A 13782-nucleotide genomic window follows, 5' to 3' on the forward strand; every position below is an offset into this window, starting at 1 on the left:
TTTTCCAGCGGGGTAGCCACACTAACCAGGCTTTGCCTACCAGGGGTAGAAGGTGGCCTATTGTCGGCGATCGCGCGCCTACCCACACTACCACTTTGTGGGTATTTTCGTTTTTTATCAGCTATTTAGCGCTCTGGCTAGCATGATCTAAATCAAGCATCATCCGCCTGTTGTTTCTATAGTGTGCATACCAGAAAAGCAATATGTCTGTTCATGCAGGACAAGACCAGGAGTAAACCATGAGTCACCTACTCGACAAACTGCGGTTTTTTAAAACCCGCAAAGCCCCGTTCGCCGACGGCCACGGTGTTACCACTAACGAGGACAGAACCTGGGAGCAAGGTTACCGCCAGCGCTGGCAGCACGATAAAATTGTGCGCTCTACCCATGGCGTAAACTGCACCGGCTCGTGCAGCTGGAAAATTTATGTTAAAGACGGTCTGGTAACCTGGGAAACCCAGCAAACCGACTACCCACGTACCCGGCCAGATTTACCGAACCATGAACCGCGCGGCTGCCCGCGTGGCGCCAGCTATTCCTGGTATATCTACAGCGCCAACCGCTTAAAGTACCCCAAGGTACGCCAGCAACTGATGAAACTGTGGCGCGAAGCTAAAGCCGCGCATAAAGATCCGGTAAAAGCCTGGGAGTCTATTGTCACTAACCCGGAAAAAGCCAAAAGCTATAAAGAGCGCCGTGGCTTGGGCGGTTTTGTCCGCGCCAGCTGGGATGAAGTGAACGAGCTGATTGCCGCCTCTAACGTGTACACCACTAAAACCTATGGCCCGGACCGGGTAACCGGCTTCTCGCCTATTCCGGCGATGTCGATGGTGTCTTACGCCGCCGGTGCGCGCTATTTGTCGTTAATTGGCGGTAACTGTTTAAGCTTCTACGACTGGTACTGCGACTTACCGCCGGCGTCACCGCAGGTATGGGGTGAGCAAACCGACGTGCCGGAATCAGCCGACTGGTATAACTCAAATTACATTATTGTTTGGGGCTCTAACGTGCCGCAAACCCGTACGCCCGATGCACACTTCTTAACCGAAGTACGTTATAAAGGCACCAAAACCTGCGTTATTACTTCAGATTATTCAGAAGCGTCTAAATTTGGTGATACCTGGTTAGCCCCGCGTCAGGGTACTGATGCCGCGCTGGCGATGGCATTTGGCCATGTCATTTTAAAAGAATTCCATGTGGATAACCCAAGTGCGTATTTTACCGACTATGTAAAACGCACCACTGATATGCCGATGCTGGTGATGCTGGAGCAAGGTGACAAGCATCTGACGCAGGGCCGCTTTTTACGCGCCGCCGACTTGGTGAACAACCTGGGCGAAGACAATAACCCGGACTGGAAAACCATTGCCATTAATAAAGATGGCCGCTTAACCAGCCCGAATGGTGCCATTGGTTATCGCTGGGGCCAGGCCGGTAAATGGAACCTGGAGCAAAAAGATAAAGACGGCGACATCGACTTACAGTTATCGCTAAAAGATAACCGCGACGAGCTGGTCGAGGTAGCCTTCCCGTATTTTGGCGGCGCACCGCACGAGTACAAATACTTCCAGCACACCGCGCATGACGAAGTGCAACTTCGTAAAATCCCGGCTAAAAGAGTCGAGCTGGCCGATGGCAGCACCGCCTTGGTAGCCACCGTATTTGACCTAATGCTGGCGCACTATGGCGTGGATAATGGCATTGGTGATGACAGCCGGGCTAAATCTTATCTGGATAACGTGCCTTATACCCCGGGTTGGCAGCAGAGCATTACCGGCGTTAACCCGGACGATGTGATTAGGGTAGCACGCGAATTTGCCCGTAACGCTGATAAAACCCGTGGCCGTTCAATGGTTATCGTCGGTGCGGCGTTAAACCACTGGTACCACATGGACATGAACTACCGCGGTTTAATTAACATGCTGATGATGTGTGGCTGTATCGGCCAAAGCGGCGGCGGCTGGGCACACTATGTCGGCCAGGAAAAACTGCGGCCACAAACCGGCTGGACGCCACTGGCGTTTGCGCTGGACTGGCAGCGGCCACCGCGTCATATGAACGGTACCTCGTTCTTCTATAACCATTCCAGCCAGTGGCGTTATGAAAAGCTGGATATGACCGAAGTGGTATCCCCACTGGCGAACAAAGAAAAGTGGAGCGGCAGCATTATCGACTTTAACAGCCGTGCCGAGCGCATGGGCTGGTTACCGTCAGCGCCGCAACTGGGCGTTAACCCGCTGGGCCTGGCGGCGAAAGCCAAAGCTGCCGGGGTTGAGCTAAAAGACTATGTGGTACAGCAGCTAAAAGATCGCGACATTAAGTTTGCCTGCGAGCAGCCCGACAGCCCGCAAAACTTCCCGCGCAATATGTTTATCTGGCGCTCTAACCTGCTGGGTTCCAGCGGTAAAGGCCACGAATACATGCTGAAGCACTTTTTAGGCACCAAACATGGCTTGCTGGGCAAAGACTTAGGCGAGTTCGGTGGTAAAAAGCCGCAGGATATCGAGTGGACTGACAACGGCGCTGAAGGCAAGGTCGACTTATGGGTGACGCTGGATTTCCGTATGTCCACCACCTGTCTGTACTCCGACATCGTGCTGCCTACCGCCACCTGGTATGAAAAAGACGATATGAATACCTCGGATATGCATCCGTTTATTCACCCGTTAACGGCCGCCATTGACCCGGTGTGGGAAGCGCGCAGCGACTGGGAAATCTTTAAAGGCATTGCCAAAGCATTCTCTAAAGCCGCCGTTGGCCACTTAGGCGTTGAAACCGATGTGGTCACCACGCCAATGCACCACGACACACCGGGAGAATTAGCCCAGCCTTATGGCGTGAAAGCCTGGTGGAAAGGCGAATGTGATGCGATACCGGGCGTGACCATGCCGCACATTAATATTGTCGAGCGTGACTACCCTAATACCTATGCCCGCTTTACCTCAATTGGCCCCTTATTGGAGAAAATCGGTAACGGTGGCAAAGGCATCAGCTGGGATACCAAAGAGGAAGTGAAATTCCTCAAACAGCTAAACCGGGTACACACCGACGAAGGTGCTAACAAAGGTATGGCGAAAATTGACAGCGCCATCGACGCCTGCGAGATGATTTTATCCTTAGCGCCAGAAACCAATGGCCATGTCGCGGTTAAAGCCTGGGAAGCGCTGGGCAAAATTACCGGCCGTGACCACACCCATTTAGCGCTGCCCAAAGAAGAGGAGAAAATCCGCTTTAACGATATCGTCGCCCAGCCGCGTAAGATCATCAGCTCGCCAACCTGGTCAGGCCTGGAAGATGAGCATGTATCCTACAACGCCGGTTACACCAACGTACACGAGCTGATCCCATGGCGCACCATTACCGGCCGCCAGCAGTTTTATCAGGATCACGAGTGGATGCGCGATTTTGGTGAGCAGCTGTGTAGCTACAAACCGCCAATTAACTTAAAAACCGTGCAGCCGGTGCTGAACAAAAAACCGAACGGCAACAAAGAAGTGGTACTGAACTGGATCACGCCGCACCAGAAATGGGGTATCCACAGTACTTACTCCGACAACCTGTTAATGCTAACGCTGTCGCGCGGCGGCCCTATCGTCTGGTTAAGTGAAACCGACGCTGCCGCAGCCGGTATTGAAGATAACGACTGGATTGAAATCTTCAACGTTAACGGCGCCATCGCCGCCCGTGCTGTGGTATCGCAGCGGGTGCCGGAAGGTATGAGCATGATGTACCACGCTCAGGAGCGCATTGTAAACGTACCGGGCAGCGAGCTTACCGGCACCCGTGGTGGTATTCATAACTCGGTTACCCGCGCCGTAATGAAGCCGACCCACATGATTGGTGGCTATGCGCAGCAGGCCTACGGCTTTAACTATTACGGCACTGTCGGCTGTAACCGCGATGAGTTTGTTGTGGTGCGTAAGATGAGCAAAGTCGACTGGCTGGATACTAAATAAGGTTGGAGTAAGTAACATGAAAGTAAGAGCCCAAATTGGCATGGTGCTGAATTTAGACAAGTGCATAGGTTGCCACACTTGCTCCATCACTTGTAAAAATGTCTGGACCTCGCGCGAAGGCGTCGAGTACGCCTGGTTTAACAACGTAGAAACCAAGCCCGGTATTGGTTTTCCAAAAGAGTGGGAAAACCAGCAAAAATGGAACGGCGGCTGGGTACGCAACAAAAGCGGCAAGCTGGAGCTGAAAATCGGTGGTAAGCGCCGCATTCTGGCGAATATTTTCGCCAACCCGGACTTGCCGGAAATTGACGACTACTATGAGCCATTCGATTTTGATTACCAGCATTTACACAATGTTGGCGACACCAAACACCAGCCGGTGGCACGGCCGCGTTCGCTTATTAGCGGCCAGCGCATGGAGAAAATCGAATGGGGCCCGAACTGGGAAGAAATTCTCGGTACCGAATTTGCCAAACGCAAAGTCGACCAGAACTTTAACGAAGTGGTACAAAAGGACATCTACGGTCAGTTTGAAAAGACTTTTATGATGTACCTGCCACGTTTATGTGAGCACTGCTTAAACCCGGCCTGCGTGGCAGCCTGCCCCAGCGGTGCCATTTATAAGCGCGAGGAAGATGGCATAGTGCTGATTGATCAGGACAAATGCCGCGGCTGGCGCATGTGTGTATCGGCCTGCCCGTACAAAAAAATCTATTACAACTGGAAAACCGGTAAATCAGAAAAATGTACCTTCTGCTTCCCGCGCATTGAAGCCGGCCAGCCGACAGTCTGTTCAGAAACCTGTGTTGGCCGTATCCGCTACTTAGGCGTACTGCTATACGATGCCGATAAAATTGAAGTCGCGGCCAATACACCGAACGAGAAAGACCTGTATCAGGCGCAGCTGGATATCTTCCTTGATCCGAACGATCCGGTGGTTATTGCCGCGGCCCGCGCCGAAGGTATCAGCGACAACTGGATTAAAGCGGCCCAGCGCTCACCGGTGTATATGATGGCGATGGAGTGGAAAGTGGCGCTGCCACTGCACCCTGAGTACCGCACCCTGCCGATGGTATGGTACGTACCACCACTGTCACCTATTCAAAGCGCGGTGCAGGCCGGCCATGTTGGCATGAACGGCGAAATTCCGGATCTGAAATCGCTGCGCATTCCGCTGCGTTATCTGGCCAATATGCTCACCGCCGGTGATGAAGCGCCGGTAGTACGCGCACTGGAGCGGATGATTGCCATGCGCGCCTTTAAACGCGCGCAGCAGGTAGACGGTGTCGAAGATGCCGAGGTGTTAAAGCAAGTGGGCTTAACACCGGTGCAGGTAGAAGAAATGTACCGCTATATGGCGCTGGCGAACTATGAAGACCGCTTTGTAATTCCAACCAGCCACCGTGCCTATGCCGAAAATGCCTACGACTTAAAATCAAGCTGTGGTTTTAGTTTTGGCAATGGCTGTGGCGATGGCAATAACGGCGTAAACCTGTTTGGCACTAAAGCCAAAGGCGTACGTCAGGTTATCCCGGTTGAGATTAAGGACTAAAGCCATGCAAATCTTACAATTGTTATCTCTGCTGCTGGATTACCCGAAGCAGCCGCTGCTAGACGCTAAGGCTGACTTGCTGACGATAGTGGCCGATGCTGCTATCGCGGCAGAGCTTAAGCAGCAGTTAAATGCCTTTATTACAGCGCGCTGCAGTGGCGAGCTGATGGACTGGCAATCAGAGTACGACGGCCTGTTTGAACGCGGCCGCTCATTATCTTTGCTGATTTTTGAGCATATTCATGGCGAATCGCGTGACCGCGGCCAGGCGATGGTTAACCTGATGGCACAATACCGCGAAGCCGGGCTGGATATCGGCGTAAAAGAGCTGCCGGATTATCTGCCGCTTTACCTGGAGTTTTTATCCACCCAAGGCGAGCAAAACGCGCAAATTGGCTTGGAAGAAATTGCGCCGGTGTTGGCGGTACTGCTGTGCCGCCTGCAGCAGCGCGACTCTGACTACGCCAGTATTTTGGCTACCCTGCTGGCGCTGTCTGAAGCTGACGTCGATTTAGCCGACATCAAGCAGCAGCTGGCCGGCGAGCAGCGCGACGATACGCCCAAGGCATTGGACAAGGTATGGGAAGAAGAAATGGTCAGCTTTATCGGTAACGAGCAAGCCAATTCAGCCTGCGGCAGCGGCAATAAACCGGCAGATGGCCAGCGCCGTGATCAGTTTATTCCGCTAAGCACTGAGCTGCTCGGTAGTGAAGAAGCTGGGCAACAACTTTATAAAGCAGCCGCGGCTAAGCGCGCTTAAAGGAGCATTAACATGGCACACTTAAATCTGTTTGCCTTTGGCATTTACCCCTACATTGCCATCGCCATTATGGTAATTGGCAGTTGGATCCGCTACGACAGAGAGCAATATACCTGGAAAACCAGCTCCAGCCAGCTGCTGGAAAGCAAACAACTGCGCAAAGGCAGTATCGCTTTTCACATTGGTATTTTGGGCATCTTTTTAGGCCATTTCTTTGGCTTACTGATGCCAAAAGAAATCTGGTATCTGTTTGGCATTACCACCCAGATGAAGCAAATAATCGCTATCGTCGCCGGTGGCATCTTTGGTTTGATCTGCTTTTACGGCCTTACCGTGCTGATTAAACGCCGGCTGTTTAACCCGCGTATTCGCGCTACCAGCAACCCGATGGACATTGCCATTTTGTTTTTACTTTATGCGCAGTTAATTCTGGGCTTACTGAGTATTACCGTATCAATGGGCCATTTAGATGGCGCCGAGATGCTAAAACTAATGGCCTGGGCGCAAAACACCGTCACCTTTAACAGCGTGGCCGCAGCAGAAGCCATTAGCGGCGTGCACTGGATTTTTAAACTGCACGTGTTTTTGGGTATGACGCTGTTTGTAGTGTTCCCGTTTAGCCGCTTAGTGCACATGCTAAGTGTGCCGGTGCAGTACGTACGCCGTCAGCACCAGATAGTACGCCAACGTTTTGTGCGCTAGACGACGTGAATAACGGACGGTTTAAGGCCCTGACGGTTGCAACACTCGCTGTGCTCGCCACAGCAACTCGCTGCGCTCAGACACTCTGTGGCTGCGCTAACGAGGTTCCAACCTGGGCCAGAATGGATCGATTGACCAGCCAGACTGCGAGCCGATATTGCTAAACAAAGCGTCTTTGGCATGGATGCCAAAGAGGAGCCTCCAGGGAGGGATTTACGGCGTCTTTGTGTGCAATACCGGCTGAAAGCAGTCTGGCGATATGCTAAACGGTACCGATTACAGAGGTTTAATATGATACAAGTCAACCAAGCCAGTATCAGCGAAGCGGCGATAATGGCCGAAATGCAGTACCACCCGGCCAGCGATAAACGCGCGGCTATGCTAAAAGCCGCCGAATCACTGATTATTGGCGAGCTGCTGCGCCAGCGCGCCAAAGCGCTGGGCCTTAGCGTAAAAAGCGAGGCCAATACCGCCAGCGATGATAATTTTCTTGATGCACTGATTAACACCGAGGTGGCCATTCCCACTGCCAGCCAGGAAGAGTGCGAGCAATATTACCGCTTAAACCCGCAGCGCTTTCATAGCTCGCCGCTGCTGGAAGTCAGCCATATACTGCTGGCGGCAGCACCAGAAGATGACAAAGCCCGGGTAGAAGCCAAAACCCTGGCCGAGCAGTTAATCACTAAGCTACAACAAGGCGAACCGCTGGCACAACTGGCACAGCACTACTCGGCTTGTCCGTCAAAAGAAACCGGCGGCAGTTTAGGCCAAATCAGCCGCGGCCAAACCGTTCCGGAGTTTGAGCGGCAAATATTTAATACCGAACCGGGGCTAATGCCACAGCCAGTAGAAAGCCGTTATGGTTATCACATAGTGTATATTGCGCGCAAAGTGCCTGGCCAGTTACTGCCCTTTAGCGCCGTCGAGCAAAAAATTGCCGACTATTTAAATGAAAAAGTCCGCCGTAAAGCGGTAGCACAGTATATTCATACGCTAATTGTTGACGCTGAAATAGAGGGCTACGACTTTAACCTTTCAGCCTCACCGCTGATGCAGTAGAGCGCAGGTTTGCGCCCTGTTGTCACACTGCAGCGCCACTAAGTCGAATTCTCTCATAGCTCCACGTTGGCCAATGTTGTTTTGGCTCCTCTGCACCGCCCCTGGGTTTCAGTGGGCGGTTTTTTCATTGTCCATACTGGTTTTTTGCCAAAGCAACTTACCCCCGATGGGGTAACAAGCTCAGCTTTGATGCGCTCTGGCGCGACTATGGCAATTTCAGGTCCGTTAAAACATGATCCAGATCAAACTTTTGCCGACAGCTAACGCTAAGCTAAAACACAATATCTAGTGCATCAAAATAAAATAAACACTATATAGAGGGTTAAATGCTTAGATTCACCGATGAACAAATCGCCTTTCAGGAGGTGCCAAATGAGGTGTCACTGGCCTTTACCATTGCTGGCTGTACGCTGGGCTGCAAAGGCTGCCATAGCAGCTATAGCTGGCAGGCTAACCAGGGTACAGCACTGACACCGGTTTACCTGCAACATCGCTTAGACAGCTATAAAAACCTGATCAGCTGCGTGTTGTTTTTAGGCGGTGAGTGGCAGCCTGAAGCCTTGATATCACTGCTTAAGTTAAGCCGCTATGCCGGGCTTAACACCTGTTTATATACCGGCTTGGACGATGTCAGCAGTGAGCTGAAACAGCAGCTAACCTACCTTAAAACCGGCCGCTGGCTGTCTGAACGCGGCGGCCTGGATAGCCCGCACACTAACCAGATTTTTACCGATTTACGCAGTAATACACGCCTGAACCATTTATTTGTAAAACCATAAAAAGGGATCTGCCATGCAAGCGCTCAATTTTCACCAACTACAACAAAAACTCAGCTTTATCGACAACTATCTGCAGGCCACGAATGCCGCCGATGGCTCAAAGTTAGATGCCAATGCTAACGTGACACAAAAAAACATTGCCACGCTGGAAGCCGAGCTAATGAAAGATCAGTTTATTCAGGTAAATAGGGCGTTAGTTAGCAATAAAATCAGTGAGTTATTTGGTGCTGAACTGGCAGCGGAATACCTGCGGCAAATTAGCGATCACGAAATTTATGTACACGATGAAACCAGCTTAAAGCCATATTGTGTGTCGGTAACTATGTATCCGTTTTTACGCGATGGCTTAACCAAACTGGGCGGCGAGTCACAAGCGCCGAAGCATTTAGAATCCTTCTGTGGCTGTTTTGTTAACTTCGTGTTTGCCGTGTCCAGCCAGTTTGCCGGCGCCGTGGCCACAGTGGAGTTTTTAACCTACTTTGATTACTTTGCCCGCAAAGACTATGGCGATAACTACCTGCAAACGCATCGCAAACAAATCGAAAACCACCTGCAGCATGTAGTGTATGCGCTAAACCAGCCAGCGGCAGCACGGGGCTACCAAAGCGTATTCTGGAATATTTCAGTGTACGACCAACACTACTTCGACAGCATGTTTGGTAACTTCGTGTTTCCGGACTTTGTTAAGCCAGAGTGGCAATCGGTGTCAGCGCTGCAGCAGTTTTTCTTAAGCTGGTTTAATAAAGAGCGGGATAAAACCGTGCTGACCTTCCCGGTGGTTACCGTTGCCATGTTAACCGAAAACGGCAAATGCAAAGATGCCGCCTTTGCCAATGACATTGCGGCTGAGATGGCAGCAGGGAATTCATTCTTTATTTACCAGTCTGAAAATGCCGACTCGTTAGCCAGCTGCTGTCGGCTGCGCAGTGAAATCAGCGACAATACGTTTTCTTACTCCTTAGGTGCAGGCGGTGTCGCCACCGGCTCTATTAATGTGATTACCATTAATATGAACCGTTTAGTGCAGGATGGCCGCGACCTGGCTGTGGAAGTGGCGAAAATCCATAAATATCAGGTGGCCTACCGCAAATTGATGGAGCAGTACAAAGCGGCCGGCCTGCTCACGGTATACGACGCGGGCTTTATCAGCCTGGACAAGCAATTTTTAACCATTGGCATTAATGGCATGGTAGAAGCGGCAGAATCGCAGGGGTTAACCGCCGGCAATAACCCGGCCTATATCCGTTTTGTGCAACAGCAGCTCAAAGTGATCTTCGACGCCAATAAAGCGGCCAAAGCCGAATATGGCTATATGTTTAACACCGAGTTTGTACCGGCGGAAAACCTGGGGGTAAAAAACGCCAAGTGGGATCGCGAAGATGGCTATATAGTAGCGCGCGACTGCTATAACTCGTATTTTTATGTGGTAGAAGATGAGCACAGTAATACGCTGGACAAATTCCAGCTGCATGGACGGCAACTGCTGGATTATCTCGATGGCGGCTCGGCGCTGCATTTAAATCTGGAGGAAAAACTCGACCAGCCGGGCTACGTTAACCTGCTGCATATCGCCGCCCAAACCGGCTGTAACTACTTTTGTGTAAACGTGAAAATTACTATCTGCAACCAGTGTGAAGCCATCGACAAACGCACGCTGTGCGCCTGTGCTAAATGCGGCAGTAAAGATATTGATTACGGTACCCGGGTTATTGGTTATTTAAAACGGGTATCTGCTTTTAGCAGTGGCCGTCGCCGGGAGCATAGCCTGCGGCATTATCAGCGCGAGCAAACCCCCCAGCAACAACGCCGCGCTTAAAGCGGATTAAATCCGCAGCGCAAAAACCGGGGCGCCTGTAACTATGAGAATGGGCGCCCCTACAAACCCGAGGCAGACATCAAACAAACAACAACGGTTTAAACCGGGCCAGGTAAAAAATACCCGCCAAATGCGCCAGCGCGATAACAGCACACACCGCACGCACCGGCAGGCTTAGGCGCTGTTTTAAGGCGCCAATACCAAACACAATATAACCCAGCAACAATAGAATTTTAAACCCCAGCCATTGGTGCACAAAGGGCTGCCAAGGCCCGATAGCCAATAATGTGAATGCCAGCGTAAGCAACAAGGTGTCGTTAATATGCGGCAAATATCGCACCGGGCTTAAGCGCCAACCGGGTTTACCGGCCATATCCAACAATAACCGCAGCATAAACAAGCCGGCACTCAAATAAGCACAAAACATATGTAATTGTTTTAACGGTAAATAGTATTCCATTTGGCAGCTCTCATCGTCATCTTTGCGCGCCACCATAAAACAACTTCCCCGCCATGCCTATATCGCTGAAGAGGTAGAAAAAACTGTTAGCATCAACTGATCCGGGTACTTTCTACCCTGACGGTAAATTACACCCAGTCCAGCGCAAGTTAAAACCACCCAACCTTTAAGTAAATCACAATAAAATCAATTAAAAACAATTAATTAAAAAATGGCGTAGTTCTTGTAATGCCCATACAGGCGACAACGCCGGTTATATAAAATAGGAGTGACCTATGACACTTGGGTGCAACAACAATAATGTAAGGGGGCTGTATGGCCGGATATCGTAAACTCTGGTGGCTGTTAATTGCCATTTTGGCCATCACCTTTGGCGTGCTGGGCTATTTTGGCGCTGAGGTGTACCGCTCGGCGCCGCCTATTCCGGCTAAGGTGGTTAATCAGCAAGGGCAAGTGCTGATGACCAATGAAACTATCTTAAACGGCCAGACCGCCTGGCAATCGGTTGGTGGTATGCAGCTGGGCTCTATCTGGGGCCATGGCGCCTATCAGGCACCGGACTGGACGGCCGACTGGCTGCACCGCGAGTTAATAGCCTGGCTGGAACTTGCCGCGCAAGATGAATTTGGCCAAAGCTACAACGAGCTTAATGCCACGCAACAAAATACGCTGCAGTTTGCGTTAAAGCAGGCCTACCGCAGCAACAGCTACGACAAAGCCACTGACACCTTGCTGCTAAGCGACAGGCGGGTACAGGCCATAACGCAAACGGCTGAACACTATATTGCCTTGTTTGGTGATGATATTGCACTTAGCCAAACCCGCGCCAACTATGCAATGAAAAACAATACCCTGCCCTCACTTAAACGCCGGCAGGAAATGACGCAGTTTTTCTTTTGGACGGCCTGGGCAGCCAGCACTGAGCGTTATCCGGACAGTGCAACCTACACCAATAATTGGCCACATGAGCCGTTAATTGACAACCGGCCAACCGCCGAGAACCTGATTTGGTCACTGGTGAGTATTATTTTACTGATCGCCGGTGTCGGTGGCCTGATCTGGGGCTGGGCCTTCCTACGCAAACACGATGACGAAGAGCCTGCAGCGCCAAAACAAGACCCTATCGCCCGCTTAACACTGACCCCGTCACAAAAAGCACTGGGTAAATATATTCTGGTGGTGGTGGCACTGTTTACGCTACAGGTGTTTTTAGGTGGTTTTACCGCCCACTACACCGTAGAAGGCGATGGTTTTTATGGCTTAAACACCACTGAATGGCTGCCGTACAGCCTGGCGCGTACCTGGCATATTCAAGCCGCGATGTTCTGGATTGCCACCGGCTTTTTAGCGGCAGGCTTATTCTTAGCACCCATTATTAACGGCGGTAAAGATCCCAAGTACCAAAAACTGGGCGTCGATGTACTGTTTTGGGCCTTAGTGGTGCTGGTAGCGGGCTCTTTTGCCGGTAACTACTTTGCCATTATGCAAATTATGCCAGAGCAATACAGTTTCTGGTTTGGCCATCAGGGCTATGAGTACATTGATATTGGCCGCTTCTGGCAAATTATTAAATACGTTGGCGTACTGTTCTGGTTAGTGCTGATGCTGCGCGCTGTGGTACCGGCCTTTAAAGCCCCTGGCGATAAAAACCTGCTGGCGCTATTTGCCGCCTCGGTGATTTGCGTCGGCTTATTTTACGGTGCCGGCCTGTTTTATGGCGAGCGCACACATTTATCAGTAATGGAATACTGGCGCTGGTGGGTGGTTCACCTGTGGGTAGAGGGCTTCTTTGAAGTGTTCGCTACCGTATCGCTGGCGTTTATCTTCCACAGCATGGGGCTGGTATCGCGCAGTGTCGCCACCAGTGCCAGCTTAGCGTCAGCGTCACTGTTTATGTTAGGCGGTATACCGGGCACCTTCCACCACTTGTACTTCTCGGGCACCACTACGCCGGTGATGGCAGTTGGTGCCACTTTTAGTGCACTGGAAGTGGTACCACTGGTAGTACTGGGTTATGAAGCCTGGGAAAACTGGCGCCTGAAAAATAAAGCGCCGTGGATGGGCGATATTAAATGGCCACTGATGTTTTTCGTCGCCGTGGCGTTCTGGAACATGCTCGGCGCCGGCGTGTTTGGTTTTATGATTAACCCGCCGATAGCACTGTATTATCTGCAGGGCTTAAACACTACGCCAACCCATGCCCATGCTGCGCTATTTGGTGTCTATGGCTTCCTGGCGCTGGGTTTCTGTTTGCTGATACTGCGTTATATCCGGCCACAACTGGTGTTTGATGAAAAGCTGATGAAAACGGCGTTTTGGTGGATGAACGGCGGCCTGGTGCTAATGCTGTTTAGCAGCCTGTTGCCGATTGGCTTTATTCAGTTTTACGCCAGCGCCACCGAAGGCTTATGGTATGCCCGCAGTGAAGCCTTTATGCAAAGCGACATTTTGCATACGCTACGCTGGGTGCGCACCTTTGGCGACGTGATCTTTATCATCGGTGCCTTAGCAGTGAGCTGGCAAGTGGTAAAAGGCGTGTTTGACAGCAAAGCTGCCGTGCAGCCATTGCAACAGCTAAACTAATACCCAAACTATCATACAAGGCTTCTGCTTAGTTAAAGCGAAGCCTTTTTGGTACCTTAACCTGTCAAACAATACGCCTTTTGTTCAGGAGCAACACAACAAATGATTGTCAGCG

The 13782-nt window shown here is 51.2% G+C and carries 9 protein-coding genes; 8 read left to right on the forward strand and 1 reads right to left on the reverse strand.

The window, feature by feature from the left end:
• Positions 1-239 precede the first annotated feature (239 nt).
• From RNAN_RS04410 to nrdD, 7 genes are all read left to right on the forward strand, one after another.
• Entirely contained in the window at positions 240-3956 is a 3717-nt protein-coding gene (locus RNAN_RS04410; protein ID WP_008219189.1) for a nitrate reductase subunit alpha, read from the forward strand.
• A gap of 16 nt (positions 3957-3972) precedes the next feature.
• Complete coding sequence (narH, locus tag RNAN_RS04415) at positions 3973-5508, forward strand: nitrate reductase subunit beta (RefSeq protein WP_008219191.1); 1536 nt, start codon at positions 3973-3975, stop codon at positions 5506-5508.
• Between the two features lie 4 nt (positions 5509-5512).
• Positions 5513-6268 carry a nitrate reductase molybdenum cofactor assembly chaperone gene (narJ, locus tag RNAN_RS04420; RefSeq protein ID WP_008219194.1) on the forward strand — a complete coding sequence of 252 codons (756 nt, stop codon included), beginning with the start codon at positions 5513-5515 and terminating at the stop codon, positions 6266-6268.
• Positions 6269-6280: 12 nt separating this feature from the next.
• Positions 6281-6970 carry a respiratory nitrate reductase subunit gamma gene (gene narI, locus RNAN_RS04425; protein WP_008219196.1) on the forward strand — a complete coding sequence of 230 codons (690 nt, stop codon included), beginning with the start codon at positions 6281-6283 and terminating at the stop codon, positions 6968-6970.
• 291 nt (positions 6971-7261) lie between these two features.
• Entirely contained in the window at positions 7262-8029 is a 768-nt protein-coding gene (locus tag RNAN_RS04430; protein ID WP_008219198.1) for a peptidylprolyl isomerase, read from the forward strand.
• A gap of 326 nt (positions 8030-8355) precedes the next feature.
• The gene (gene nrdG / locus RNAN_RS04435; protein WP_008219201.1) at positions 8356-8808 is read left to right on the forward strand and encodes an anaerobic ribonucleoside-triphosphate reductase activating protein; all 453 of its coding nucleotides are present in this window, start codon (positions 8356-8358) and stop codon (positions 8806-8808) included.
• A gap of 13 nt (positions 8809-8821) precedes the next feature.
• Positions 8822-10624, forward strand: coding sequence for an anaerobic ribonucleoside-triphosphate reductase (gene nrdD, locus RNAN_RS04440; protein ID WP_008219203.1), 1803 nt, complete (start codon positions 8822-8824; stop codon positions 10622-10624).
• A 79-nt stretch (positions 10625-10703) separates the two neighbouring features.
• Here nrdD and RNAN_RS04445 read toward each other — a convergent pair whose 3' ends face one another.
• Positions 10704-11120, reverse strand: coding sequence for a SirB2 family protein (locus RNAN_RS04445; protein WP_008219205.1), 417 nt, complete (start codon positions 11118-11120; stop codon positions 10704-10706).
• A gap of 279 nt (positions 11121-11399) precedes the next feature.
• Between RNAN_RS04445 and RNAN_RS04450 the strand changes: the two genes are divergently transcribed.
• Positions 11400-13667 carry a nitric-oxide reductase large subunit gene (locus RNAN_RS04450; protein WP_008219207.1) on the forward strand — a complete coding sequence of 756 codons (2268 nt, stop codon included), beginning with the start codon at positions 11400-11402 and terminating at the stop codon, positions 13665-13667.
• Positions 13668-13782 lie beyond the last annotated feature (115 nt).

This window comes from Rheinheimera nanhaiensis E407-8 (genome assembly GCF_000296695.1).
In the GTDB taxonomy this organism is placed as follows: domain Bacteria; phylum Pseudomonadota; class Gammaproteobacteria; order Enterobacterales; family Alteromonadaceae; genus Alishewanella; species Alishewanella nanhaiensis.